Annotated in this window: 21 protein-coding genes; 8 read left to right on the plus strand and 13 right to left on the minus strand. The window is 68.2% G+C overall.

All coding sequences use genetic code 11. The features are described from left to right. Positions 1-333, plus strand: coding sequence for a putative quinol monooxygenase (locus tag GWK18_RS01850; protein WP_166832802.1), 333 nt, complete (start codon positions 1-3; stop codon positions 331-333). A gap of 205 nt (positions 334-538) precedes the next feature. Here GWK18_RS01850 and acnA read toward each other — a convergent pair whose 3' ends face one another. From acnA to GWK18_RS01865, 3 genes are all read right to left on the minus strand, one after another. Next, positions 539-3,220 carry an aconitate hydratase AcnA gene (acnA, locus tag GWK18_RS01855; RefSeq protein WP_166832804.1) on the minus strand — a complete coding sequence of 894 codons (2,682 nt, stop codon included), beginning with the start codon at positions 3,218-3,220 and terminating at the stop codon, positions 539-541. Between the two features lie 280 nt (positions 3,221-3,500). Continuing rightward, positions 3,501-5,033, minus strand: a complete 1,533-nt coding sequence (locus tag GWK18_RS01860) for a TRAM domain-containing protein (protein WP_166832806.1) — start codon at positions 5,031-5,033, stop codon at positions 3,501-3,503. Then, positions 5,030-7,042: an APC family permease gene (locus GWK18_RS01865; RefSeq protein WP_166832808.1), complete on the minus strand. Its 2,013-nt coding sequence runs from the start codon at positions 7,040-7,042 to the stop codon at positions 5,030-5,032. The genes GWK18_RS01860 and GWK18_RS01865 overlap by 4 nt, the downstream gene beginning before the upstream one ends. Before the next feature lie 82 nt (positions 7,043-7,124). Between GWK18_RS01865 and GWK18_RS01870 the strand changes: the two genes are divergently transcribed. Both GWK18_RS01870 and GWK18_RS01875 read left to right on the plus strand, forming a co-directional pair. Next, positions 7,125-7,853, plus strand: coding sequence for a TrkA family potassium uptake protein (locus GWK18_RS01870; RefSeq protein ID WP_123824523.1), 729 nt, complete (start codon positions 7,125-7,127; stop codon positions 7,851-7,853). Next, on the plus strand, positions 7,850-8,506 hold the full coding sequence (locus GWK18_RS01875) for an FAD-dependent oxidoreductase (RefSeq protein WP_166832810.1): 657 nt from the start codon (positions 7,850-7,852) through the stop codon (positions 8,504-8,506). Before GWK18_RS01870 ends, GWK18_RS01875 begins: the two co-directional genes overlap by 4 nt. On the opposite strand, the gene GWK18_RS01880 is transcribed toward GWK18_RS01875, so the two are convergent. The 4 genes from GWK18_RS01880 to dut are packed head-to-tail and all read right to left on the minus strand — an operon-like array spanning position 8,485 to position 10,967. After that, positions 8,485-9,312 carry a DUF3159 domain-containing protein gene (locus GWK18_RS01880; protein ID WP_166832812.1) on the minus strand — a complete coding sequence of 276 codons (828 nt, stop codon included), beginning with the start codon at positions 9,310-9,312 and terminating at the stop codon, positions 8,485-8,487. The genes GWK18_RS01875 and GWK18_RS01880 overlap by 22 nt on opposite strands. Further along, a complete protein-coding gene (locus GWK18_RS01885; RefSeq protein ID WP_245192702.1) occupies positions 9,309-9,704 on the minus strand; it encodes a hypothetical protein in 396 nt (131 codons plus the stop codon). The genes GWK18_RS01880 and GWK18_RS01885 overlap by 4 nt, the downstream gene beginning before the upstream one ends. After that, positions 9,701-10,516, minus strand: coding sequence for a DUF3710 domain-containing protein (locus GWK18_RS01890; protein ID WP_166832814.1), 816 nt, complete (start codon positions 10,514-10,516; stop codon positions 9,701-9,703). The genes GWK18_RS01885 and GWK18_RS01890 overlap by 4 nt, the downstream gene beginning before the upstream one ends. Before the next feature lie 22 nt (positions 10,517-10,538). Continuing rightward, on the minus strand, positions 10,539-10,967 hold the full coding sequence (dut, locus tag GWK18_RS01895) for a dUTP diphosphatase (protein WP_245192720.1): 429 nt from the start codon (positions 10,965-10,967) through the stop codon (positions 10,539-10,541). Between the two features lie 128 nt (positions 10,968-11,095). Between dut and GWK18_RS01900 the strand changes: the two genes are divergently transcribed. Next, positions 11,096-11,569 carry a DUF3093 domain-containing protein gene (locus tag GWK18_RS01900; protein ID WP_166832818.1) on the plus strand — a complete coding sequence of 158 codons (474 nt, stop codon included), beginning with the start codon at positions 11,096-11,098 and terminating at the stop codon, positions 11,567-11,569. A 107-nt stretch (positions 11,570-11,676) separates the two neighbouring features. On the opposite strand, the gene GWK18_RS01905 is transcribed toward GWK18_RS01900, so the two are convergent. Next, complete coding sequence (locus GWK18_RS01905; RefSeq protein ID WP_123824529.1) at positions 11,677-11,976, minus strand: DUF4193 domain-containing protein; 300 nt, start codon at positions 11,974-11,976, stop codon at positions 11,677-11,679. A 412-nt stretch (positions 11,977-12,388) separates the two neighbouring features. Here GWK18_RS01905 and sepH point away from each other — a divergent pair, with 412 nt between their 5' ends. Next, complete coding sequence (sepH, locus tag GWK18_RS01910; RefSeq protein WP_166832820.1) at positions 12,389-14,062, plus strand: septation protein SepH; 1,674 nt, start codon at positions 12,389-12,391, stop codon at positions 14,060-14,062. A 63-nt stretch (positions 14,063-14,125) separates the two neighbouring features. After that, positions 14,126-14,773 (plus strand): hypothetical protein, encoded by a 648-nt coding sequence (locus GWK18_RS01915; protein WP_166832822.1) that lies wholly within the window; start codon positions 14,126-14,128, stop codon positions 14,771-14,773. Positions 14,774-14,856: 83 nt separating this feature from the next. On the opposite strand, the gene GWK18_RS01920 is transcribed toward GWK18_RS01915, so the two are convergent. From GWK18_RS01920 to GWK18_RS01935, 4 genes are all read right to left on the minus strand, one after another. After that, on the minus strand, positions 14,857-16,014 hold the full coding sequence (locus GWK18_RS01920) for a nucleotide pyrophosphatase/phosphodiesterase family protein (RefSeq protein WP_348535801.1): 1,158 nt from the start codon (positions 16,012-16,014) through the stop codon (positions 14,857-14,859). Between the two features lie 32 nt (positions 16,015-16,046). Then, positions 16,047-16,640 carry a DUF5998 family protein gene (locus GWK18_RS01925; protein ID WP_123824533.1) on the minus strand — a complete coding sequence of 198 codons (594 nt, stop codon included), beginning with the start codon at positions 16,638-16,640 and terminating at the stop codon, positions 16,047-16,049. A 77-nt stretch (positions 16,641-16,717) separates the two neighbouring features. Beyond that, on the minus strand, positions 16,718-18,469 hold the full coding sequence (locus GWK18_RS01930) for a serine/threonine-protein kinase (RefSeq protein WP_123824534.1): 1,752 nt from the start codon (positions 18,467-18,469) through the stop codon (positions 16,718-16,720). Positions 18,470-18,472: 3 nt separating this feature from the next. After that, positions 18,473-21,208 carry a GNAT family N-acetyltransferase gene (locus GWK18_RS01935; RefSeq protein ID WP_123824535.1) on the minus strand — a complete coding sequence of 912 codons (2,736 nt, stop codon included), beginning with the start codon at positions 21,206-21,208 and terminating at the stop codon, positions 18,473-18,475. A gap of 90 nt (positions 21,209-21,298) precedes the next feature. Here GWK18_RS01935 and GWK18_RS01940 point away from each other — a divergent pair, with 90 nt between their 5' ends. Together GWK18_RS01940 and GWK18_RS01945 are read left to right on the plus strand one after the other, a co-directional pair. Next, positions 21,299-23,905 carry a DNA topoisomerase IV subunit A gene (locus GWK18_RS01940; protein ID WP_166832826.1) on the plus strand — a complete coding sequence of 869 codons (2,607 nt, stop codon included), beginning with the start codon at positions 21,299-21,301 and terminating at the stop codon, positions 23,903-23,905. Between the two features lie 3 nt (positions 23,906-23,908). Further along, positions 23,909-24,466, plus strand: coding sequence for a GNAT family N-acetyltransferase (locus GWK18_RS01945; protein WP_166832828.1), 558 nt, complete (start codon positions 23,909-23,911; stop codon positions 24,464-24,466). Positions 24,467-24,520: 54 nt separating this feature from the next. Here GWK18_RS01945 and GWK18_RS01950 read toward each other — a convergent pair whose 3' ends face one another. Continuing rightward, positions 24,521-25,573 (minus strand): malate dehydrogenase, encoded by a 1,053-nt coding sequence (locus GWK18_RS01950; protein WP_166832830.1) that lies wholly within the window; start codon positions 25,571-25,573, stop codon positions 24,521-24,523. Positions 25,574-25,629: the final 56 nt, after the last annotated feature.

The raw sequence follows: 25,629 nt of genomic DNA on the forward strand, positions 1-25,629 counted from the left end.
ATGAGTCAGACACACACCGATGCCGTGGCAGACAGCCGCACCACAGCCATCTGCGTGTTCACTCCCCACACAGGCGCTCAGGCCGACCTCCAGCACCTGGTGCTGCCCCTGGTAGAGCCCAGCCGTCGCGAGCCGGGGTGTCTGGGCTACGACTTCTACCAGGAGGAAGGCGGCCCGCTCGTCCGGGTCGAGCAGTGGGCCACCCGGGAAGCCTTCGACGTCCATTGCGCGCAACCCCGCGTCGTCGAGGTCTTCGAACACGAGATTCTCGAACTGCTCGATCGGGAGCCAGAAGTACACGTCACGACTCCGATCACGGCCGCCGATCACTGAGATCGGTCAGGGCCGATGTGCTCTCCGGGCAGTGCTCACTGTCGCCACGGATCGTCCTGACTGCACGACACCTCCGTTCGCTCGGAGGAGGCGAGAACGTGAATGTCCCCGCAATCCGAAGATTGCGGGGACATTCACGACGGTGACCTACCGCGCGAGCCGGTGACGGCGTCTCAGCGGACAGGTCTCATGCGGCCGGATCGGGTCAGTTCGACGCGATCTGGCGCAGCACGTACTGCAGGATGCCGCCGTTGCGGTAGTAGTCGGCCTCACCCGGGGTGTCGATGCGGACGTCCGCGTCGAACTCCACGGTGGAGCCGTCTTCCTTGGTGGCAACCACCTTGACGGTCTTGGGGGTCTGGCCCTCATTGAGAGCGGTCACCCCGGAGATCGAGAAGGTCTCCGTGCCGTCCAGGTTCAGCGAATCGGCCGACTCACCGGCGGGGAACTGCAGCGGCAGCACGCCCATGCCGATCAGGTTGGAGCGGTGAATGCGCTCGTAGGACTCGGCTATCACGGCCTTGATGCCGAGCAGTGCGGTGCCCTTGGCGGCCCAGTCACGCGAGGACCCGGAACCGTACTCCTTGCCCGCCAGGACAACCAGCGGGGTGCCTGCGGCCTGGTAGTTCTGGGCGGCGTCGTACACGTAGGCCTGCGGGCCGCCGTCCTGGGTGAAGTCGCGGGTGAAGCCGCCCTCCACACCGTCCAGGAGCTGGTTCTTGATCCGGATGTTGGCGAACGTGCCGCGAATCATGACCTCGTGGTTGCCACGGCGCGAGCCGTAGGAGTTGAAGTCCTTGCGCTCCACACCGTTCTCGATCAGGTACTTGCCCGCGGGAGTGTCGGACTTGAACGACCCGGCCGGGGAGATGTGGTCGGTGGTGACCGAGTCCCCCAGCTTGAGCAGAACGCGGGCGCCTTCGACGTCGGAGACCGGGGTGGTCTCCATGGTCATGCCCTCGAAGTACGGTGGCTTGCGCACGTAGGTCGAGTTCTCGTCCCACTCGAAGACCTTGCCGGTGGGCGTGTCCAGGTTCTGCCAGCGCTCGTCACCGTCGAAGATCGTGCCGTATTCCTTGGTGAACATGTCGGTGTCGATCGAGGCGTCGATGATCTTCTGGACCTCGGCCGGGTCCGGCCAGATGTCCTTGAGGAACACGTCGTTGCCCTCGGCGTCCTGGCCCAGCGCGTCGGACTCGAAGTCGAAGTCCATGTTGCCGGCCAGGGCGTAGGCGACCACCAACGGCGGGGAGGCCAGGTAGTTCATCTTGACGTCCGGGTTGATACGGCCCTCGAAGTTACGGTTGCCCGAGAGCACCGAGGTCACGGCCAGGTCGTTGTCTTGGATGGCCTGGGAGATCTCGTCCTCCAGCGGACCCGAGTTGCCGATGCAGGTGGTGCAGCCGTAGCCCACGATGTAGAAGCCGAGCTCCTGCAGGGCGGGGACCAGACCGGACTTCTCGTAGTAGTCCGTGACCACCTTGGAGCCCGGTGCGATCGAGGTCTTGACCCACGGCTTGGCCTTGAGGCCCTTTTCCACCGCGTTGCGCGCCAACACGGCGGCAGCCATCATCACGGACGGGTTGGAGGTGTTGGTGCAGGAGGTGATCGAAGCGATCGACACCGCACCGGTCTCCAGCTCGAACTCGCGTCCGTCGGCCGTGGCCACGGCGGCGGAGTTGGTGCCCTTGGAGGACTGGTAGTTGGCGACGTCCTTCTCGAACTGCGCCTTGGACTTGGACAGCTCGATGCGGTCCTGCGGGCGCTTGGGGCCCGAGATGGACGGAACCACCGTGGAGAGGTCGAGCTCCATGTACTCGGAGAACTCGATCTCCCGCGACGGGTCGTGCCACAGGCCCTGTTCCTTGGCGTAGGCCTCGACCAGAGCGACCTGCTCGGTCGAACGGCCGGTCAGGCGCAGGTAGTCCAGGGTGACGTCGTCGATCGGGAAGATCGCGGCGGTCGAACCGAACTCGGGGCTCATGTTGCCGATGGTGGCGCGGTTGGCCAGCGGCACGGCGCCGACGCCCTCGCCGTAGAACTCCACGAACTTGCCGACCACGCCGTGGGCGCGCAGCATCTCGGTGATGGTCAGCACGACGTCGGTCGCGGTGGCACCCGAGGGGATCTCGCCGGTGAGCTTGAAGCCCACGACGCGCGGGATCAGCATGGAGATCGGCTGGCCGAGCATGGCCGCCTCGGCCTCGATGCCGCCCACGCCCCAGCCGAGAACGCCGATGCCGTTCTCCATGGTGGTGTGGGAGTCGGTGCCCACGCAGGTGTCCGGGTAGGCGCGGTTCACGCCGTCGACCTCACGGGTCATGACGACGCGGGCCAGGTTCTCGATGTTGACCTGGTGCACGATGCCCATGCCCGGGGGGACGACCTTGAAGTCGTCGAACGCGGTCTGGCCCCAGCGCAGGAACTGGTACCGCTCGCCGTTGCGCTGGTACTCGATGTCCATGTTGCGCTCGATGGCCTCGGCGTTGCCGAAGGAATCGATCTGCACGGAGTGGTCGATGACCAGCTCGGCGGGTGCCAGCGGGTTGACCCGGGTGGGATCACCGCCGAGGTCGGCGACGGCCTCACGCATGGTGGCCAGGTCCACGACACAGGGCACACCGGTGAAGTCCTGCATGATCACGCGAGCCGGGGTGAACTGGATCTCCGTGTTGGGCTGGGCCGATGCGTCCCAGTTCGCCAGGGCGTCAATGTGCGCCTGGGTGATGTTCGCGCCGTCCTCGGTGCGCAGCAGGTTTTCCAAGAGAACCTTGAGGCTGTACGGGAGCTTCTTCGCTCCTTCCAACACGTTCAGACGGTAAATCTCATACTCGGTGCCATTGACGTCGAGAACGCCTTTTGCTCCGAAACTGTCCACGGTGCTCATATTGCCCGGAACTCCTCTCGCCACGGTTGTGCTGTACCGCGGACGTCATGGGCCGCATGTGGACCGGTACTGGGCACCGGCTGGGCGACGTCGACGTCCCGGCAGTCGCGCCCCAATATACCGCTTTGAGACACCTGTTCACTGCGTGACGCTTCCGCGAGGCGCCGTTTGACGACAAATTGTCACGGGGAGCGTCCCCCTGTCATTACCGGCCGTTCTTTCCGAGGAGCTCCCGGCCGTTCCGCGAATACTTGACAGGCCTCCGGCAGGCCAGGCGGGTTCACCGGGTCAGGGTCACCAGCGATTCCAGGTGGTGGGTGTTGGGGTAGAGATCGAACGCCCGCATCGACTCGACGGCCCACCCGTGGTGGCGGAACCGGGCGAGGTCACGGGCCAGCGTGGCCGGATCGCACGACACGTACACGATCCGTTCCGGGCTCAGTGCGTGGATCGCGTCCACGACGGCTTTGCCTGCGCCGGCCCGGGGCGGGTCCAGCACGACGACGTCGGGTCGACGCGCGCCGTCGGCCACGGCGGATCCCGCAGTTGTTCGGGTTCGCGCCCGCCCGTGGCGCCCGCCGGAGCCGCGGCGTCCACGGGACCGGACGGTCCCCGGCCAGCGGCGCGCCAGGACCTGTTCGACTCCCCCACGCACGACCTCCACGTGGTCGTCGTCGGCGAAGGTCAGGGCCGCGTCCGCGCTGGTCACCGGCGAGCCTTCCACACCGACGACGGCGCCGGTCGTGGTCCCGCGCGCCCCCACGGCCTCGGCCAGGGCAGCCGTGAACAGTCCCGCCCCCGAGTAGAGGTCGAGAGCGAACTGGCCTTCTCGCGGCTGCGCGGCACGCAGCACCGCCTCGAGAAGATGCCCGGGAGCCAGTTTGTGGATCTGCCAGAACCCTCCAGCCGAAACCCGCCAGGCGTGGTGATCGACGTGTTCGACGACGTGCCCCTGCCCGGCGACAACGGTGTGTTCACCCGCTCGGCCCTCGGGCGGGCCGAGGACCACGGAGGTTCCGGGGCCGACCCGGTCCAGGTGGGGCAGCAAGTCCCGCTCCAGACGCGCGATCAGTGCGTCCCGGGCTTCGGCACCGTGGGCCGAGGACGTGACTGTTCCGCGGGCTGAGTCGGACCGCGGGGTGAGGAGCAGCTGCGGCGGCTGCTGGGTCCTCCCGCCGTCGGGGGCGGCCAGATCCACTCGGGCCACGCCCGTCAGGTTCACCCGGTGCAACTCGAGACGTTCCAGCGCCGGAACCATGAGCGGGAAGCCCTCGACCGGCACGAGGTCTTCGCTGCGGTGCGGGTGCATACCCACCGCGCCGTCGTCGTCGACCGCGAAGTGCGCGCGGGTCCGCCAACCGAGACCATCCGGGTCCTCCCCCGGCAGCGCTTCCACACGGGGAGCGAGTTGGTCGAGTTCCTGCGGACCGAACTTGCCGATCCCGCCCAACAGATCCCGGAGAACGCCGGTCTTGATCTCCCGCTGCCGCTCCAGGCCCAGGTGCCCGAATTCTGCCCCTCCGACGGGCCGGCGCCCGAGGGCAGCCGCGCGCAGTGCATCGGCGGGCTCCCAGGGGTGACGGTCGCGTCGATCGGGCGAGGCCTCCAGGACCTCGACGACGTCCCCGCGCCAGAACTTGGCGTTCTCGTCGCTTTCCGTCAGCCGTACACGCACGGTCTCCCCCACGTCGGCGTGGCGGACGAACACGACCCTGCCCTCCGGCGTACGCGCCACGGTGTGCCCTCCGTGGGCCCAGTCGTGCGGTTGGAGGACGACCTCGGATTCCTCCGGCCGGTCATGACTGTGGTTCACCTGGTCTCCGTCCGCTCGGAAGATGGGTCTTGGAGCCCGGAGCCCGCCGAGGAGGTCTGGGCGGGATCACCCGAGTCGACCCGCCAAGGGACGGAGGCGATCATGACCCCCGGCTCGAAGCGCAGTCGGCCGGCCAGGGCCCGGGTCGACTGGTTGTGCAGTATCCGCTCCCACCAGGTCCCCACCACGTATTCGGGCAGGTACACGACCACCAGGTCGCGGGGGGAACGACGGCGGACGCGATGCAGGTGGTCGATCACCGGCTGCACGGAGTTGCGGTACGGGGCATCGAGCACCGTGACGGGTACCGGGATCTCCAGCCTGCGCCATTCGTCGAGGATGCGCGTGGTGATCGCCGGGGACACGTCCACCACGATCGCCTCCAGGGTGGATGGGCGCGAGGCACGGGCGTAGGCCAGGGCACGCATCGTGGGTTTCCGGACCGAGGGCACGATGATCATGGCGTGGACCCGGGAGGGCAGTGCCCGCACCGAGGAATTGCGTTCCAGCTTGAGATCCCGGTCCACGAAGTCGTAGTGCCGCCGAATCGCGAGCATGAGCCCGCCCAGCAGGCACATGGCCACAACTGTGATCCACGCGCCCTGGGCGAACTTGGTCACGAGCACGATGACCAACACGGTGGCACTCAGCACGAAGGCGACGTGGGCGAGGACCGTGGGGCCGATCAGCCGCCGTCGGGCTGCGGGTTCGTGGACGTAGCGGCGCTGCCGCCTCCAGTGCCGCACCATGCCGGCCTGCGTGAGGGTGAAGGACGTGAAGACCCCGACCACGTAGAGCTGCACCAGACCGTTGACGTTGGCCCGGAACAACACCACCAGGAGCGCGGCGGCCACCAGGAGCGCGATGATCCCGTTGGTGAAGGCGAAACGGTCACCGCGTGCCTTGAGCTGCCTGGGGAGGAAGGAGTCGCGGGCCAGCCGTGAACCCAGGGCCGGGAATCCCGAGAATGCGGTCGACGCTGCGAACACGAGCACCAAGACAGTTGCCAGGATCACCACGTAGAACATCGGCGTGTCCAGGCCGAAGACCGACCGCGCCAGTTGCCCCAGCAACGGGTTCTGGTAGAAGTCCTCGGTGGGCGCACGACCGTCGATCCGCAGTTGCGCGGCGGGGTCCAGGACCACGATCGCGCCGGTGCGCTGGGCCAGGTAGATGGTCCCCATGAGCAGCACGCAGGAGATCGCGCCCATGATCGTCAGGACGGTCCCGGCGTTGCGCCCCTTGGGCTTCTTGAAGTACTGCACGGAGCCGGCCACGGACTCGACGCCGGTCACGGAGACCGCGCCCGAGGAGAACGCACGGAGAATCAGCATGACCATGGCCAGGGTGCTCCAGGCGGTCTGCTGGTCGCCGGTCGGGAGCATCTCCCAGCTCGACGACGGCGCCGGCGTCAACCCGCCCGTGACGGACTCGACCACGCCCACACCGATCAGCACGAACATGACGATGACGAACAAGTACGTGGGCACCACGGCAGCGCGTCCCATGAACTGTTGGCCGCGGAGATTCAACAGACCGGCCAGCAGGACACCGACCAGGGCCACCTCGGTCCGGTGATCGATGAGCGAGGTGAATGCCGCCGCCAGGTACTGGGCGGCAGCGGACATCGACACTGCGACCACCAGGGTGAAGTCCACCATGAGCGCCGAACCGACGACCACCCCCGCCTTGCGGCCCAGGTTCTTGGAGGCGATCTCGAAGTCCCCACCGCCGGAGGGGTAAGCCCGAAGATTCTGCCGGTAGGCCGCGACGACGACCGCCGTCACCAGGACCACGGCCAGCCCCACCCACGGTGACAGCGCAACGGCCGAGATGCCGGCCAGGGCCAGGGTCAACACGATCTCATCCGGTGCGTAGGCCACGGAGGACAGAGAATCCGCGGAGAACACGGGCAACGCGGTGCGTTTGGGTAGAGCCGTCTCGGCGAAACGCTCGTTGTGCAACGGGCGCCCCACCAGCGTGGTGCGTACGGCTCGCAGAATACTCACCGGACCAGGCTAGCCCCACCGCACCGTCCAGGGCTCATCGAGGGTGCGCGGTGGTGGCCGGGGAGGGCAGTACCCTGACTGCATGCCGCATTTCGTGATCATGGGTGCCGGACGCGTGGGCGTCATGCTCGCCCACGCCCTGGAGGACTCCGGGCACTCGGTGGCCGTCGTCGATCAGGACGACCGCTCCCTCCGTCGGCTGCGCAGCGGGTTCCAGGGGAAGAAGGTCACCGGGCACGGGTTCGACCGAGACGTCCTGCGCCGCGCCGGGATCGAGACCGCGTACGCCTTCGCGGCCGTCTCCAGCGGCGACAACACGAACATCTTGGCGGCCCGGGTGGCCCGCGAGACATTCGGCGTGGAACGCGTGGTGGCCCGGATCTACGACCCCGCCCGCGCCGAGTTCTACCAACGGCTCGGCATCCCCACGGTGGCTGCGGTCCGGTGGTCCGCCGACCAGGTGCTGCGGCGCATGCTGCCGGAGCAGAGCATTGCCGGGGACTGGAGGGAGGCCTCCGGGCGGCTCCAGCTGGGCGAGCTCTCCCTGGACGATTCCTGGTCCGGCCTGCATCTTGACGCGATCCAGGAGGCCACGGGGGTTCGAATCGCCTTCGTGACCCGCTTCGGCGAAGGCATCCTCCCGGGGCCCTCGACCAGTTACCAGAAGGGCGACGTCGTGCACGCCATGATGCGCATCGAGGACATCGAAGACGTGGCCCGGGTCCTGGCTCAACCGCCCACGGCGCAGATCAAGGAATTGGCACAGTCCTTGCGGCTGGACGAGGACTCCGACGGGAGCGAGGAAGCGTGAAGGTAGCCGTCGTAGGGGCAGGGTCCGTCGGGTCCTCGATCGTCCGCGAGTTGTGCGGCCACGGGCACCAGGTCGTCGTCATCGACGAGAAACCGGATGCCATCGGTCGTGCGGATCTTCGGAACAACCACTGGATCGTCGGTGACGCCTGCGATCCCATGGTGTTGCGGGAAGCGCAACTCGAACAGATGGACGTCATCGTGGCAGCCACCGGCGACGACAAGGTCAACCTGGTCGTCTCCCTCATGTCGCGCTCGGAGTTCGGCGTGCCGCGCACGGTCGGGCGGGTCAACAACCCCAAGAACGAGTGGATGTTCGACCAGGCCTGGGGCGTGGACGTCGCGGTGTCCACGCCGCGACTGATCACCGCCCTGGTCGAGGAGGCCGTGGAGATCGGCGGGGTCGTGCGGCTGCTGAACCTTCAGTCCGACCGGGCGACCCTGAACGCCTTCACCGTGCCCCGCGAACACGACCTGGTGGCCACAACCGTGGGTGAGGTCCCCTGGCCGCAGGAGGCCACCCTGGTCGCCATCCTGCGGGACGGGCTACCGATCGCACCCACCGACGACGACGTGATCGAAGCGGAGGACGAACTGTTCTTCCTTGCCACGGGCGACGGCGAAGGCCGACTTCACCGCTTGTTCGCGCGCTGACCCGGGTCCTTGCGCTGATCCGACGCACCCTGTTCTGGTTCGTCCTCCGGGGTCTTGACGGCTTGCGGGCGGGACACCATCCAGGCGAGCCACAGGGCCATCGCGTACAACGGGGCGCCCATCACCAGGCGGGTGATCCCCAGCGCGGACACCTGGTCCGAGAAGTACAGGGGCAGCTGGACCGCCAGCCGCAGCGCGAACATCAGAACGATGAACATCGTGGCCAGGCGATAGGCCTTGAGGCGCACCGGGACCTCCCGCCAGGCCGTGCCCTCACCACGGATGTATCCGAAGATCAGTCCCAGCAGCGGCCACCGGACCAGCACGGAGGCCAGGAAGCCCAGACCATAGACCACATTGATGTAGAAGCCCGGGACGTAGTAGTCCTTGGCCTCTCCGCTCTTGGCCGCGAAGTAGGCGCAGATCGCCACTCCGATCAGGCCGGAGACCGCCTGGACGAGCGTCTGCCGCTGAACGAGCCGAATCACGGTGAACGCGCCGGCCACCGCCAGCGCACCGATCAACGCGGTGCCCAGGTCACCGGTGAGCACGAAAACGGTCAGGAAGATCGCACCGGGCAGGAGGGCCTCGGTGAGTCCACGCCATCCACCGATGGCGTGCAGGACGTCCAGCTGGCCGTTGGCGTTGCGGCGCATCCCCGAGCGTTGCGCGTAGGAAGTCATGGCCGAACGCACCGCACGGGAATCGCGCGATCCGGCGTCGTCGGCCGACTCGATGCGCGACTCGGTGCCCGGGTCCTCCCGGGGTTCGCCCTCCGGTGTTCCGGGAGGCACGGCGCCCGTCATCGGCGGACCTTCTTGGCCACGATCTCGTAGCGCGGGTTGAAGATCGTGGCGTCCGGGCCGCGGTGGCACAGCAGCCCCACGCAGTCCAGGTACACCCCGACCGCCACGCCGGGAACCTCACGCTGCCCCTGCCACACCAGGCGCACGGGCTTGCCCTCCACCGAGGGGCATTCCGGATCCTGGGCAATGAGGAGGGCGGAGAACTCGGCGGTGTCGTGAACGGGAGCGATGCCCACCTCCACCACGGCCCCGGTGGCGCGTACCTTGCGCCGGGTCGCGGACCGGTCGGCATCGAGGTCGGCCTGGCCGACGTGCGCCGGCGCCACCTCGGGGATGGTGTTGGTCAGCACGGAGGCCATGGAGGCCGTGCACGGTGAGCAGGAGTCGCTCATCGGATCTCCGTCACCTCGGGCCCGCGCTCGGGAGGCTGGAGCCCACCCGATCCACCGTTCTGCCCGCCGTTCTGCTCAGCGGTCTGGCGCGCGGCCGCTTCCTTGCCGGCGGCACGTACCCGAGCCGAGGCGTCAGCCGACTGGCCCGAGTTGCGCAAGGCTGCGCGGCGGGTGGCCCGTGATCCCGAGGCCCGGTGGGCGCCGTCGGGAACTGTGAGCGGGAGCAGGTCCCGCGGGGGCATCGGATCGTTGCCGCGGACCACGACGATCCCGCGGATGATCTCGTCAAAAGTCTTCGAAGCCGCGACGTCGATTGCGGCCGCGCCGGAGATGACCGTACGCAGGAACCACCGCGGCCCGTCGATGCCGACGAACCGTGCCGGTCGGTAGCCGTCGGTTCCGTCCGAGGTCTTCGCCGGGAACCGTGCGCGCAGCTCCGTCCCGAAGGTGCCTTCGACCGACTCCGGGGTGCCGTTGTTGCGCGCCAGAGAGTCCTTGAGGTCCTTGCGGATCTCGTCCCACAGTCCACTGGACTTGGGTGCCGCGAACGCCTGGATCTGGGCGGTCGAGCCGGCGACGTCCAGGTTCACCGCACGAGGCCGTTTGGTCTTCTCGTCGACCTCGAGGCGTAGACCCACCCCCTCGGTGGGTTTGATCAGGATCGAGCCCAGGTCGATGTAACCGTCGCGTGAGTCGACCTCGGAGACGTCCCACGGACCCTCCGCTCGCGGATCCAGGGAGTCCACCTCAGCGGCGTCCCCGGACTCGACCGATTCCGCCGTCTGGTTCTTCTTCTTACGTCCAAACACCATTACTCGTCTCTTCTGCCTACCGTCAGTACCGGCCCGAGGAACCGAAACCGCGATCGCCGCGTTCGGTCTGGTCCAGTTCCTCCACTTCCTGGACCTCGACCATCGCCACCCGCTGTACCACGAGCTGAGCGATTCGGTCTCCGCGAGCGATCTCGAAAGTCTGCGTGGGATCCGTGTTCAACAGCGTCACCTTGATTTCGCCCCGGTAACCAGCATCCACCGTTCCGGGCGCATTGACCACCGTGATGCCGTGTTTGGCCGCCAGCCCGGACCGTGGATTCACGAATCCGGCCCAGCCCTCCGGAATCGCAATGGCGACGCCCGTGGGGATCAGGGCCCGCTGCCCGGGTTCCAGGACCACGTCCTCACGCGCTCGCAGGTCCATCCCCGCGTCTCCCGGGCGGGCGTGGACCGGCAGCGGCAGACCGGGATCGAGCCTCCGGACCTTCAATGGAAGACGCTCCGGGGCGGTACGGGTCTGCGAGGGCGCGACCTCGGTGGGATTCTGGTAGTCGTCGAACACAGTGCCCCACTCTAACCGGCGACGGGCACCTGCCAGCGCGTGAGAACATGAGACCCATGACATCACCCACGACCGACCGGGAGGCCCAGAACACCGTGCTCTACCAGGAACGCCTGAACCCGGCGTGGTGGATGTGGCTGCTGTTCATCGGCTTCGGCCTGACCGTTCTCATTGCGCTCTACCCCATCGCACCGTGGCTGGGCGTCCTGGGTGCCGTTCTCGCCGTCGTGACGACGGCGGGGATCTCCTACTCCCGCGCCCCGCGGATCGTCGTGACCTCGGAAGAACTCCAGGTGGGACGGGCTCGGATCGAGCGCCGGTACGTGGGGACCGTTGAGTCGTTCACCAACCCTGACGAGGTTCGCGCCGTACGCGGTCCCCAACTCGATGCACGGGCCTACATGAACTTCTCGGCCTCCGTCGGGCCCATCTGTCGGATCGAGATCGTGGACCCCGTCGACCCCACCCCCTACTGGCTGACCTCCACGCGGCACCCCCGCGAACTCGCGGAAGCACTCAACGCGGACTGAATCCGCGGCCGGGGCATCGCGCGGACACACGGCCGCCCCGAAGACCGTCCCAATGACTGAGGGCCCCACCGGCGGTGGGGCCCTCAGTCATCGGCACGTGTGGGGTTTCAGCCCGCGCATTCCACGCAGATCTTGAGGCCGTTGCGCTCCTCGGCGATCTGCGAGCGGTGGCGCACCAGGAAGCAGGAACCACAGGTGAACTCGTCCTCCTGGGCGGGAAGCACCACGACGGAGAGCTCCTCGTGGGAGAGGTCCGCACCGGGTAGCTCGAAGCTCTCGGCGGCAACCGCCTCGTCCTCGTCCACGCTCGCAGACTGCTGACCGCCGCGGCGTGACTTCAACTCCTCGATGGAGTCTTCCTTGAGTTCTTCGTCCTGCTTGCGCGGTGCGTCGTAGTCTGTGGCCATCTCGTTCCCATCCATGCTAAGAACCGTGTGTGGAACCGGGGCGCGATCTTCGGCTCCGTGGAGCGGGGGATCCCGGAGGCGTCGGCGCCCCGTGTCGGTGAGATTGTTCACCAAAGAGACCCAAAAATCCAACCACGTACGCTCAGAACGCAATGAGTTCCCACGGATGTGAGCCGATTCACTCTCCAGCACACTGATTATCCATCCTTCAGACCCTCGCTCCCAGTCCCGGGGGCACGGTGTCTTGGGGAAAGATGGATTGTCCGGGCACTAGACTGCGGAGTCGACAGTGAGTGCCACTTCCCCCAGACCGGTCACCCTCTGTGCTTCGGGACCACACGGGCCCCGGACCACGGCAGGCCTTTCGACTGCACTCGACAACCGAAACACCCGTAGCGAAGGCTGGAGAAGTATGGACGAGCTGCGCCTTGTGGGCGTGCACGACGACGGCGAGCACCTGGTGGTCGAGACCCCGGACGGTGGCCGCCACCTGCTGCGCATCGACCAGCACCTGCGCGGCACGGTTCAGCGAGCCCGGCGGGTGGCACCTCGCCGTCAGGGAACTCAGGCCGGGGACTTCGGGCCGCGTGACATCCAGGCACGGTTCCGCGCCGGAGCCACGGTGGACGAGATCGTCGAGGAGTCGGGCTGGGAAGCCGCCCGCGTCCGTCGTTACGAGTGGCCCATCCTGGCCGAGCGGGCACACATCGCCCGCGAGGCCCAGAAGGTCGAGGTGGTCGCCCGGACGTCTCGTTCCGGGGCCTACCGCTCCGTCTTCGACGGCGAGGCCCAGAGCCTTTCCCAGATCGTCATGACCCACGCCGCCCAGCTCGGCGTAGCCACGACCTCCTTGGACTGGGACGCCTGGCAGCGTCCGGACCAGCAGTGGCAGGTTTCCGCGCGGTTCCGCGTGGCCAACCCCGATGCCGCCCCGCGCGATCTGGTGGACCAGGAACCCTCGGCGCAGTGGATCTTCAACCCCGCGAGCCTGACCGTGACCCCGGACAACGGGTGGGCCAGCAGCCTCACGGCCTCCCCGCAGGCCGAGTCCGCGGTGACGGGCAGTGACAGCCTGTTCGGCGCGCCGTCCTCGCGGGTGCCCGCGTCAGTCACTCCCGACGAGGGTCCCGTGGCCGACGACGCAGCACCGGAGGAGGAACCCTCGAACGACGACGCAGACGGGTCCGCCGTCGACGCCGTTGACGATTCCGCCGAAGAATCCACCTCCGAGGCCACGGGCCGTGACTCCGGTGCCGCAGCACAGAATCTGGGGCAGAAGCAGAGCACCGTTCGTGAGACGGCTTCGGCCCAGGAGACTGACGAACTGCTGGACGTCCTGGATGCCAGGCGCGGTCAGCGACTGGGGCACGACGCGCAATCCGATGACCAGTTGGCCGAAATCCTGGGCCGCAGCATGGGTCACGTCAGCCGTCATCCGCGTCCGATCTCCGCGCCGCAGAACTCGACGTTGTTCGACCGGCCCGTCAACCCCGCGCATCCCGCCGGCCAGACCAGCGCGCAACAGTCCTCGCAGCAGGCCCCGCAGGATGCCGAGCCGGACTCCACCCAGGGCTCCACACCCGAGGTCCAGGAGGACACAGCGGAAGCAACGGCCGAGGACGGCAATGCATCCGAGGAGTCGGCGGGGGCCACGATCCACCACCTGGGACGCGCCGACGACCAGGACAGGCCGGACTCCCCCGTCGTCGAGATCACCGACACCGATTCGCGTCCGCTGGGCAACTCCGCCGATGCGCCCACCGCCTCTGCCCCGGCGTCGAACGACGATGCGGCCGATGCCGGGACCGAGCAGCACGAGGCCACCGTGACCCCGCTCAGGGGTGCCGCCGAAGCCACCACCGAAGCTCGCTCCGACGAGTCCTCGGAGGACTCCGCTGCGGATCAGCCGGCAGAGGAAGCGGCAACGACGGAGCAGGCAACGACGGAGCAGGCGCCGACGGAGAAGCCGGCCCAGGAAAAAACGCCGCGGCCCCGGCCGCGAGGTCGAGCCGGTGCTAAGCGCTCCCGTTCCTCCGTCCCGAGTTGGGACGAGATCGTGTTCGGCGCCAAGAACGACGACAACTGACCTCCCCCCTGACATCGTGCCCGTAACCGGGCGTGATTCGTTGACCAAGGACTCTGCACCGCCATGGCACCCACACCCGAAACACCGTCCACGGACCGCCCCCGGTCCACTCGACCCGCCCCGGAGCGGGAGTCGATCTCCGGGCGCAGCAAGGCCGTGGCAGCCGCGGTGCTCCTGGCGGTCGGTGCCCTGGTCCTGGCCGGTGCGGTCTATCTGATCCTGCTGGGCGGGGCGGACCGGGACCGGGAAACCGCGGGATCCAGCCCCAGTCCGACGGCGTCGCCGTCGGGAACGGTCCGTGAGGGCACCGCTTCCCCGTCGGAGTCGCCGTCGCCCACCGAATCCTCACCGTCCGAAACCCCCACGGAGGAGGCCCCCGCTCCCGTCCCCGAGGAGCCGGTGGTTCCGGTGGAACCCGTCCCGACGGAAGAGGTTCCGGTCCCGGTGGAGACGGTGCCGCCCGTGGAAGATGCCCCCGTCGAAGAGGCCCCGGTGGAGGAAGCCCCGGCGGTCGAGCCGGTCGTCCCCGCGGAACCGGTGGTCCCCGACCCCGCAGTCCCCGCAGTCCCCGCCGACCCGGCCGTACCGGACACCGGGACAGGCACGGGAACGGATGTGACCGTTCCGGGTGCGGCGACGGACAGCCTGGCATCGTCCGTCACCTCCGACACGGCGGATGCGGGCGTGGCTCTGGACGGCACCACCGGTTGACCCCAGGCCCTCCGGTTCGCCTCAGGCCCTCCGCTTGGTCCCGGGCCCTCCGCTTGAACGGACGGCCAACCGAGTCGGAGGTCTCAGACTCCCGTGAGATCCATGAGCGGAACCACCGCTTCCTGACGGGTCAGTCCCCCGTGCTGGCCCACCATGCCGAGCGTTCCCAGGCCGATCCGGGAGAGGTCGTGGAAGGCCAGGTCTTCGTGCGCCGGAAGCACCAGGACGTCACCGATGCGCGCGGGCACCTCCGGCCGCAGTGATCGGGGATCTCCGAACCATCCACCGGCCAGCAGTTGTTCACGGGTGGCGACATGCACCGCGGTCCCGTATTCCTGGCGCCAGGCGGCCATGAGCGCAGTCTGGGTCTCCTGCCGTTGGTCGTTGTCGGTGCCCGGCCCCACATGCAGTTGAAGGCAGCGGGGCTCACCCGCGGTGGTCGACACACCGTCCAACAGCCCCGGGATAGAGGAGACGTCAACTCGTCCAGAAACGGGGACGTCGACCATGCCGTGATCAGCCGTCAGCAGGACCGTGGTTTCCGGTGGTACGCCCGCAATCAACCGCCGCAGCGTGCTGTCGAGCTCCTCGAGGTGTTCGTTCCACTCCGCTGATTCCCACCCGAGCTGGTGACCGGTCTTGTCCAAGTCGTCCCAGTAGAAGTACATGAGACCCCGACGCCCCGGCTTCAAGTTCTCCAGTGCAGCGCGTACCCGGGCGTGGGTCGTGTCGGCCCCCACGAACCGGCCACCCCGCAGGGCGGCAGCGGTCAGTGCGGAACGACGGAACTTCTTGCGGCTCACCGTCACGGCGTCCACTCCGGCTGCTTCAGCGGCCTCCAGCACCGTGGGCTCGGGCTGCCAGGCCAGCGGGTCGACGCGCGGATCCCAGTTCCCCAGCATGTTCACGGCTTCGCCGAGTTCCGGCGAGTAGGAGTCGTAGCCCGTCAAGCCGTGCACGCCGACGGGCAGTCCCGTGCCCAGGCACGCCAGGGAGGCCGCCGTCGTCGTCGGGAAGGCCGCGTCAAGTTCCGCGGTGAGCGGTGCGCGGCGCAGCAACGGTGCATACCCGGAACGGGCCCGGAGCTGCTCCAGCCCCAGCCCGTCGACGAGCACGACGACGTAGCGTTGCGCGGACGGCAGACCCAGGACGTCCCGATATCCGGGGACCCCGAGCGCGCCCGCCGCAGAACTGAGGACGTCGGCCACCGCCCCTCCCCCGTAGCGGGGTGGCGGGGGCAACGACGCTTCCGGTGACTCAAGCGAACCGGACATCAGCGGATCGGTGACTGGTTCAACGCCGCTCGGCGCAGACACCGGGCGAACTCGCGAGCACCCTCGACGGCTTCCGTCCCGTCGGCCTCGGCGCTGATGCGCAGGACCACGTCCTGGACGGCAGACATACCGGTGTAGCCGTGGTCGGCCTCGCATTGGGGGTCCTCACAACCGGCCGGTTGCAGGTCCAGATTGCGGGTCCCCGTCCAGGCCACGGAGAGGTTGACCTCGCTGATCGGATGACCGGGCTGGTACTCCTGCGGCTTGTAGTACGCGTAGGTCAGCGTCACAGAGTGAACCTCGGAGGCGGCTACGGATTCGGTCGAGACCAGGGCCACCACTTCGTGTCCCGCCTCGTCGTACTGCTGATCGTCCACGTGCGTGATGTGCAGGACCTGGCCCGCGAGGACCAGGACCGTGATGTGTCGGTGAATCTCGTCCCGGTCGAACGTGGTCTCGAGTTGCACCAGGTGTGAATCCGGTGCGGTGCCGTCGAGTGCCTCTGCCACCACGTCGTGCACCAACTGCGGGTAGAACCCCGCACGTTCGATGTCCTGGTGCAAGCGCTCACCGCGCGGTCCGGACTGGGTCATCCGTGTCTGCCTACTTCCTGAAAAAACGGTCTCTGGTCGGGGTGCGCGCCGGCCCGCGGTCTGAGGGCTGTTGCCTGCTACCCGCCGATGCTCCCGGGGCCTTCCCCACCGAATCCGGGACCGATGGTCGCTTCACCGTTGTCACTGTCGTCGGTCTGCTCCGTGAACGGAGTTTCCTGAGTGGAGGTCGGTGCTGGAGTGTTCGTGGGCGGGGGGTCTGGTTCCCCACCCGTCCCGTTGAGCAGGATGACACCCAGGACCACAGCGGTCACCAGGACAAGGGCCAAGAGTCCGATCAGGACCCAACCGGCGGCACCCGCGATGCCGAATCGAGCCAAGGGTCCGGAGCGTCGGGCCCCCGGGGGAGACACAGGCCGCCCCATCGGGACGAAAGGTTGCGCCGAGGAGGTGGCTCCGGTATTCGGATAGCCGCTGTGCCGCACCGGTCCGGCGTTCGGCAGATACGTCGGCGGGGCGTCCAGGGACGTGTCCGTGGGGTCGTCCACACTCAGGTGAGACAGGTCCGGCCGCGGCTGTGACGCGGTGCCAGGCATCGGCGAGTTCCATCCCTGCGCCACGGCACCGCCCAACAAGGTCGCGCGGGACTCCTGCCCTTGTGGCAGCGGCCCCTGCACGACCGAGCCCGTGGTCGGTCCGCTCGTGGGTGGAGCCGTGGCCGGGGCAACATCCCCTTCACCCGTGAGCCCGGAAGGCATCCCGTGCAAGGCGGCACCCGCCGGGCCGGCTGCCGGTCCGACCAGCGGTTCGCCCCCGGGCGGTGGTGTGGAGACCATCCCGTAATTGGTCCGGACCCAACCGCCACTGGGCACGTCCAGACCGGGTCCGGTGGTCGTCGTCGTACTGGCTGCCGCGCTTGCCGCGCCCGAGTCCCCGGCGTCACCGCTCCGTGCGGCCGTCACGGCCCCGGTGGTCGGCTGTTCGGGGGGCTGACGGCTGCCTTCGACGATCTCCTGCCATTCCGTCGGGAGGGGGTCCAGCGCCTGGAAGATCTCGAGGACCTCCCCGTCACGGGTACGGGCGGGGTCGAACCGTCGGTCCTCTGACTCGGCCGCCAGCCGTTCCTGCAGCGCCAGGGCGCCGTCGTGACGGACTGCCGGGTCGGGGTCCAGCAGCGCTGCGATCTCCGCCCCGAGCAGTGACTCCTCCCCGAAGGCGGCGAGTGCCATGTCGGGTGTGGGGCTCTGGCCGCGGCCGTGGTTCGGCTGCACCATGCGCATGGCGACCACCCCGGCGGCAAATAGGTCCTGGGCGGGGTCGGGGTCGGCGCCTTCCAGCAGTTCGGGGGCGATGTACCCGGGGGTTCCCACCACGGTGCCGATGCGGGTCAGTCGTGCGTCCTCGACCTGCGTGGCGATGCCGAAGTCGGCAAGCCGCGCCAGCGGTCGCCCCATCCCCGTGGCATTCATCATCAGGTTCGCGGGTTTGACGTCCCGGTGGATCCAGCCCTCCGCGTGGACGAAGTGCAGTGCACGCAGCAACTGCAGCATGACTTCCTCGACCACCTCGTCGGACAATGCCCCGTGGTCCTGCAGCGCGGTCTCCAGGGTCCCGCCGTCGCACAGGTCCATCGCGATGACCACGTGTTCGTCCTCGGCGGCCCAGCCATAGGGGGCCAGCACGTGGGGGTGTTCGAGCTTGACGGACTGTTCGCGCACAAAGCGCAGGAGGTCGGCCGAGTCACGCTGGCGGAGGACCTTGGCGGCGCACAGTTTGCGACGACGCTGGTCCCAGGCCCGCCAGACCGTTCCGGATCCGCCCCGGGCAATGGGGTCGATGAGGGTGTACCTGCCTGCGATCGTGTCGCTCAAAGGTCACCTCCGCATCGCTCGCCGTGCACTGTCCGTTCGTTCCCTGGGGTCCCCCAATCGCACATCCGCTGAAAGCACGGTGAGGTGTTCGCTGGACAACAGTACCGGGTTCAGGTCCAGGCGAGCGATCTGCGGGTGCCGGTCCTTGATCAAGGCGACGCGGATCAGCAGGTCTTCGAGCGACTCCACGGCGACGGGCGGTTGGCCTTCGTAGCCGAAGAGTTTCCGGGCCGCCTTCGGTTCCCTGACCATCGCGCGGATGTCTTGATCGGTCAGCGGCGGAACGCGGTGCGCCCTGTCGTCCAGCAGCTTGACGGCGTCACCGGCCATGCCGAAGGAGAGCACCGGGCCGAACAACGGATCCTCGGTGGCGGTGACGACGACGGCCTGCCCGGTGGGTGCCATGGCCTGGATGTCGAGTTCCTCCGAGCCCACGGGCAGGGTGCGGCGCATCGAGGACACGGCCTCCCGCAGCTGTTCCGGGGAGTCGATCTGCAGCCGCACCCCGCCCAGGTCCAGGCGGTGACGCAGGTGCCGGTCGGTGCTCTTGACCGCCACGGGGTAGCCCAGCTGCTCCGCCGCGGCGACTGCTTCCTCGACGTCGCGGAAGCGCACCGTGGGCAGCACGTTGATGCCGTAGGTGGCCAGCAGCTTACGGGTGCGCTCCGCGTCGAGGGTCAGCAGGGACTCACCGGGGATCTCGGTGGCCCATTCGTTGATGAGTTCTTCGGCCGCCTCCGGATCGATGTCCTCGGGCACGGTGACCTTGTCGTCCTCTCCGTCGCGCCACGCCACCCATTGCTGGACCCGGTGGAGTGCTTCCACCGCCGTCGACGGTGCCAGGAAGACCGGGAGCTGCCGCTGTTGGTCGTCCCGGTAGACGTAGGACGGTGCACGGACCTCCGTGCTTCCGGTCATGGCCAGCACCACGGTCTTTCCGGACTCCGCGCCCGCCGCCAGAACCGCGTCCGACCACTGCCGCTCGCTGACACCGGGTACGGGGATGAGCGAAACGACGGCGGCGTGCACATCCGGGTCCGTCAGGAGTTCTCGCAGCGTTGCGGCAACGGCCTCCACCGCTGCCTCTCCCCCGGCAGCCGTGTCCACGTTGTCTCGCACGGCGGTGACGTCCATGCCGAGAACGGCTGCCGTGTCCTCCATCAGGCGGCTCAGGGCCATGGCATTGGCCACCAGCGCGGTACCGCCGCCCTGCGGCCACGGCTGCCCGGAGGCCACCGCTGCCAGATCCATGAGTTGGTCCGAAGTGGTCACCTGCAGGACCCCGGCCTGACGCAGCATCGCATCCAGGGCTCCCGCGGGTGCCTCCGTGATGCGGCCGGTATGCCCGGGAGGCAGCCGAAGGCCCGTGACCTCGGACTTGGCCACGATCACGGGCTTGATCCGCGACAGTCGCCGGGCGATCCGCGAGTACTTACGGGGGTTGCCGAAGGACTGGAAGGTCATCCCGCACACCTGGGTGGCGTCGTCATCCTCCCAGAACTGCATGACGTCGTTGCCGGAGACATCGGCGCGGTTACCCGCCGAGAGGAAGGTGGACACCCCGAGTCCGTGACGGACCGCGGCCGAGGCCTGCAACGTGCCCAGCGCTCCGGACTGGGTGAACAGCCCCAGGTTGCCCTGCCGGAAGGTGGCGGGCAGAACGCTCGCGTTGAACTTGTGCTCACCGGAGTTGTTGAGCAGACCCAGGCTGGCGGGGCCGACCACTCGCATGCCGTGCCCACGTGCCAGGCGCACGAGTTCGCGCTGACGGCGAGCGCCCTCCTGGCCCGCTTCGGCCCAGCCACCGGTGACGACCACGACGGCGTGGGCGCCGGCCCGCCCGCACTGGTCCACGACGTCCAACACGGCGTCGTAGGGCACCGCGACGACGGCCAGGTCCACGGGGTCCTCGACCTCCTGGATCGAGGCCTTGTGGATCATGCCGGTCTGCTCGAAGGCCACGGGGTTGATGCCGTAGAGCTTGCCCGTGAACCCGGAGGCGACGATGTTGCTGACCACCACGTGGCCACCATTGGTGGGGTCCGCGGAGGCACCGATCACCGCGATGGACTCCGGTGTGAAGATTCGCGCGGTGGAGCGCGCTTCGGCCCGGTGCTCTCGGGCGATCATGACGGACCGCTGCTTCTCCGTGGGGTCGATCGAGAATTCGAGGGCCACCACTCCGTCGTCGAACCGCCGGGCGACGTCGTACCCGGCTTCGACGAAGACCCGCAACATGGCACGGTTCTCCGGGAGGACCTCCGCGGAGAAGTGGTCGATCCCATTCTCCAGGGCGGCGGCGCTGAGGTGCTCGAGCAGAATCGACCCGATGCCGCGCCCTTGGTGGGCGTCGGAGATCAGGAAAGCGACCTCCGCGTCGTCGGGCTTCTCCGTGCGGTCATAACGGCCGATGCCGATGATCTGGCCGCCCAAGAGGATCACGAAGGCCACACGGTCACGGTGATCGACCGTCGTGTAGCGTTCCAGTTCCCGTTGGGTCAGCGTGGTCTTGTGCGAGAAGAACCGCAGATAGATGGTGTTCTCCGACTGCTGGTGGAACATGTCCAACAGCAGGGCCTGGTCGTCGGGGGTCACGGGACGTAGGTGGGCCGTCGCGCCGTCGCGCAGCACCACGTCCGCTTCCCAGTGGGCCGGATAGCCCTGCTGAAGCGCGATCGCGGCCGTGTCAGGGGCCTGGGCGTGGGTGTCGCCACCCTCGGGAGTCGACTCGGAGACCATAGACTTCAGCGTATCGACAATCCCGGGCCACCGGGCGGAAAGCGCCCGCCCCGTGGCCGACACGGGGGTAACAAAGGAGACACCAGCCCTATGGCCCGACGCAGGTCAGGAACCAGCTCATCACGCGATGAGTTACCCGCGGATTTCCAGGAGAACGTCGTCGACGTCGACGTGACCAGCGAGATGGAGACGAGTTTCCTCGAGTACTCCTATTCGGTGATCTACTCCCGGGCACTGCCCGATGCGCGGGACGGGTTGAAGCCCGTGCAGCGTCGCATTCTCTACATGATGGACGAGATGGGGCTGCGTCCCGACCGGGGGCACGTCAAGTCCGCCCGCGTGGTCGGCGAGGTCATGGGCAAGTTGCACCCGCACAGCGACTCGGCGATCTACGACGCCATGGTCCGGCTGGCCCAGCCGTTCGCCATGCGGGTCCCGCTGGTCGACGGGCACGGCAACTTCGGCTCGCTCGACGACGGCCCGGCCGCCTCCCGGTACACGGAGGCCCGGCTTGCCCCCGCCGCACTCGCGTTGACCGCGGACCTGGGCGAAGACGTCGTGGATTTCATCCCGAACTACGACAACCAGTTCACCCAGCCCTCGGTGTTGCCCTCGGCCTTCCCCAACCTGCTGGTCAACGGTGCCTCCGGGATCGCCGTCGGCATGGCAACGAACATGGCCCCCCACAACCTGCGCGAAGTCGTGGCGGCGGCCCGGCACCTGATCGCCAACCCGGAGGCCACGCTCAAGGACCTCATGAAGTTCGTGCCCGGCCCCGACCTGCCCACGGGCGGGCGGATCGTGGGGCTGGACGGGATCCGGGACGCCTACGAGACTGGCCGGGGATCGTTCAAGACCCGCGCGACGGTGTCAGTGGAGCAGGTCTCCGCGCGCAAGCAGGGCATCGTGGTCACGGAACTGCCGTACATGGTGGGCCCCGAGAAAATCATCGAGAAGATCAAGTCGGCGGTACAGGCCAAGAAGCTGGCCGGCATCTCCGACGTGGTGGACCTGACGGACCGCGCCAACGGCCTGCGTCTGGTGATCGAACTCAAGAACGGTTTCAATCCGCAGGCGGTCCTGGCCCAGCTCTACAAGCACACGCCGCTGGAGGAGTCCTTCGGCATCAACAACGTCGCCCTGGTCGAAGGGCAGCCGCGCACGCTGGGTCTGGTGGACCTGCTGCGGGTCTACGTGGAGCACCGTCTGACCGTCGTCCGGCGTCGGACCCTGTTCCGGTTGGGCAAGCGGCAGGACCGTTTGCACCTGGTCGAAGGCCTGCTGATCGCGATCCTGGACATCGACGAGGTCATCCAGATCATCCGGTCCTCGGACGAAACCGCGGAGGCACGCGAGCGCCTCATGCAGATCTTCGACCTGACCCAGGCGCAGGCCGATCACATCCTGGAACTGCGGCTGCGTCAACTGACCAAGTTCTCCCGGATCGAGCTCGAGGCCGAGCGGGACGACCTGCAGCGTGAGATCGCGGAACTCGAAGCCATTCTGGGATCGGACGCGAAACTGCGTGACGTGGTCTCGGACGAACTCGCGGAGGTGGCCGAGAAGCACGGCGACGACCGCCGAACCAAGCTGCTGAAGTCCGAGGACCTCCCGGAGGTCACCGCTGCCCCCGGGGCCAAGAAGTCCGCGGGACCGACGCTGGAGATCACCGACGACCCGTGCTGGGTCTTCCTCTCCGCCTCCGGCCAGTTGGCCCGCACCACCAACCGTGTGCCCCTGGCCGAGCCCGGGCGGCGGCTCAAACACGACGCCTTGCGGTCACAGGTTGCCACCACGGCCCGCGGTGAGATCGGTGCGGTGACCTCCGCGGGGCGCATGATCCGCATTCCCGTGCTGGACGTCCCCGTCCTGACCGATTACGACGGCGCCCCCAAGCTGTCCGAGGGTGTGGCGGCCAAGGAGTTCTTCACCCTGGAACGCGGCGAGACCCTGGTGGGCCTGGCTCCGTTGAACGCGGTGATCGCGTTGGGCACCAAGCACGGTGTGGTCAAGCGGTTGAACCCGGACTACCCACTGAACCGGGACGACTGGGAGGTCATCACCCTCAAGGGACAGGGCAAGTCCCGCGACGCGGTGATCGGCCTGGGCGTGGCCGGGGACGATTCCGAGCTCGTGTTCATCACCCGGGAGGCCAAGCTCCTGCACTTCCCGGCTGGATCGGTCCGCCCACAGGGCCGAACCGCCGGTGGTGTGGCCGGGGTGAAGCTCGCCGAAGGTGACGAGGCGGTGTTCTTCGGCCCGGTGCTCACGGCGGACCCGGAGGCCGTCGTCGTGACGGTCGCCAAGGCCGATGAAGTGCTGCCCGGCATGACGGAGCACTCCGTGAAGATCACTCCCCTGTCCGAATACCCGGCCAAGGGCAGGGCGACCGGCGGCGTGCGGTGCCAGCGGTTCCTGCGCGGTGAGTCCACGCTGTCACTGGCCTGGGCCGGTCATGGTCCGGCCAAGGCCTCCACGGTCGGCGGGGTGGCGCGATCGCTTCCGAGCGAGCACGGCAGGCGCGACGGATCCGGCATCCCGCTGGAGCAGGCCATGGACGTCATCGGCCCGGCCTGGACCGACGCCGGATCCACCGAGGACGGTGCGACCGTTCCGCCAGCCTCCGGCGAGGTCGCGACCGAAGGCGACTCGGTTGAAGAGACCCTCGATTCCACGCTCCCGGGGCTGGAGAACTGACCCGTGGAGCTGGAGATCGTGCGTGCGGTTCCCGGGGAGGGGGCGGTGCTTCACGCCCTCGCCGAGGAAACCTTCCTGGACGCCTGCCCTCCCGGCATGGACACCGCCGTTGCCGCGGCCTATGTGGCCAACGAACTCTCGGCGGAGCACTTCGAGCAGTGGCTGGAGGACGGGCGTCACCACATCCTGCTCCTGGTCGAACCGGGCACTCGACGCTCGGCAGCGTACTTGGTGCTCGTGGCGGACGAACCCGTGCGTGCCGGAGTGCCCGTCACGCAGGATGCGAATGAACCACTGGATCCGGAGGCGACCCTGTGGTTCGTTTCCAAGCTCTACGTGGTGCGTGAGTCCCGCGGTTCCGGGGGTGCGCGCCGCCTGCTGGAAGCGGGAAAGTCCCTGGCCGCGGATGCCGGGGCCTCGGGGCTGTGGCTCACGGTCAACCAACACAATCTCCGGGCCAACACCTTCTACGAACGCAACGGGTTCCGGACCGTGGCCACCGCCGAGTTCATGATGGGACCCAAGGTGCACGACGACTTCGTCAAGGTCCTGCGCTTCTGACCTGCGGGCGCGCGGCACCGGCCCGGTCAGGGCTCGGTGTGTGGGCGGGGTGGCTCAGGCGCGCGGGCCGAGCAGACCGAGTGCTTCCACGGCCTCCCGTTCGGCCAGCAACTCCGCCACGGAACGATCGATCCTGGCCCGGGAGAAGTCGTCGATCGCCCACGGTTCAACGATCGTGTACCGCCCCTGAGAACACGTCACGGGGAACGAACACACGACCCCTTCGGGCACGCCGTGGATCCCCGTGGACGGCACGGCCATGGACGTCCAGGAGCCCTCCGGTGTTCCCCGCAACCAGGTCCGGATGTGGCGCAGTGTCGCGTGGGCGGCCGAGGCCACCGACGACCCGCCGCGCACCTCGATGATTTCCGCGCCACGCTTGGCCACCTTGGGGATGAAGAACTCGTCGATCCACCGCTGGTCGTGACCGTGTTCCAGGAGGACCTCTTCCGCCGGGCGGCCCTGGACCGTGGCCCGGGTGAGGTCCACGTACTGGCTGGTCGAGTGGTTGCCCCAGATGGCCACGCCGTCGATGTCGTTCACCGACACGCCGCAGGCGATGGCCAGCTGTGCCTCGGCCCGGTGGTGGTCCAGGCGGGTCAGTGCCGTGAATCGCTCGGCAGGTACGTCCGGGGCGTGGGAGGCGGCGATCAGCGCATTCGTGTTCGCCGGATTCCCGACGACGACGGCCTGGAAAGACGGCGCCGCCGCTTCGTTGATCGCCCGCCCCTGGACGGAGAAGATGCTCGCGTTGGCGCTCAGCAGATCCGCACGTTCCATGCCCTTGGAGCGCGGTCTGGCACCGATGAGCAGGCCCACCTCTGCGCCGTCGAACGCGGCCGTGGGGTCGTCGAAGACGTCCACGGAATCCAGCAGGGGCAGGGCGCCGTCGAGCAGTTCCATGGCCACGCCTTCCGCGGCGCGCACGGCCTCCGGAATCTCCAGCAGACGGAGCCGGACGGGAGTCTCGGATCCCAGGAGCGCCCCGGCCGCGGCCCTGAACACCGTGGCGTACCCGATCTGCCCTGCCGCTCCGGTGATCGTGACGGTGGCCGAGGGAGTGGTTCCCACGGGGTCCCGGGCGATGGACTGGGCGACGTCGACCATGGCTGCTCCTGAGGCTCACAACGCAACGGAGTCGTCCCCGGTTCCGGGAACGACAG

The organism is Kocuria sp. JC486 (assembly GCF_011602805.1).
Classification (GTDB): Bacteria; Actinomycetota; Actinomycetes; order Actinomycetales; family Micrococcaceae; genus Kocuria; species Kocuria soli.

Coding starts and splice junctions, on each gene's coding strand:
- GWK18_RS01900 (WP_166832818.1), top strand. CDS start 11,096: ATGACATCACCCACGACCGACCGGGAGGCCCAGAACACCGTGCTCTAC.
- GWK18_RS01935 (WP_123824535.1), bottom strand. CDS start 21,208: ATGGTCTCCGAGTCGACTCCCGAGGGTGGCGACACCCACGCCCAGGCC.
- acnA (WP_166832804.1), bottom strand. CDS start 3,220: ATGAGCACCGTGGACAGTTTCGGAGCAAAAGGCGTTCTCGACGTCAAT.
- GWK18_RS01925 (WP_123824533.1), bottom strand. CDS start 16,640: ATGACCCAGTCCGGACCGCGCGGTGAGCGCTTGCACCAGGACATCGAA.
- GWK18_RS01885 (WP_245192702.1), bottom strand. CDS start 9,704: ATGAGCGACTCCTGCTCACCGTGCACGGCCTCCATGGCCTCCGTGCTG.
- GWK18_RS01940 (WP_166832826.1), top strand. CDS start 21,299: ATGGCCCGACGCAGGTCAGGAACCAGCTCATCACGCGATGAGTTACCC.
- GWK18_RS01850 (WP_166832802.1), top strand. CDS start 1: ATGAGTCAGACACACACCGATGCCGTGGCAGACAGCCGCACCACAGCC.
- sepH (WP_166832820.1), top strand. CDS start 12,389: ATGGACGAGCTGCGCCTTGTGGGCGTGCACGACGACGGCGAGCACCTG.
- GWK18_RS01870 (WP_123824523.1), top strand. CDS start 7,125: ATGCCGCATTTCGTGATCATGGGTGCCGGACGCGTGGGCGTCATGCTC.
- GWK18_RS01880 (WP_166832812.1), bottom strand. CDS start 9,312: ATGACGGGCGCCGTGCCTCCCGGAACACCGGAGGGCGAACCCCGGGAG.
- GWK18_RS01905 (WP_123824529.1), bottom strand. CDS start 11,976: ATGGCCACAGACTACGACGCACCGCGCAAGCAGGACGAAGAACTCAAG.
- GWK18_RS01915 (WP_166832822.1), top strand. CDS start 14,126: ATGGCACCCACACCCGAAACACCGTCCACGGACCGCCCCCGGTCCACT.
- GWK18_RS01890 (WP_166832814.1), bottom strand. CDS start 10,516: ATGGTGTTTGGACGTAAGAAGAAGAACCAGACGGCGGAATCGGTCGAG.
- GWK18_RS01950 (WP_166832830.1), bottom strand. CDS start 25,573: ATGGTCGACGTCGCCCAGTCCATCGCCCGGGACCCCGTGGGAACCACT.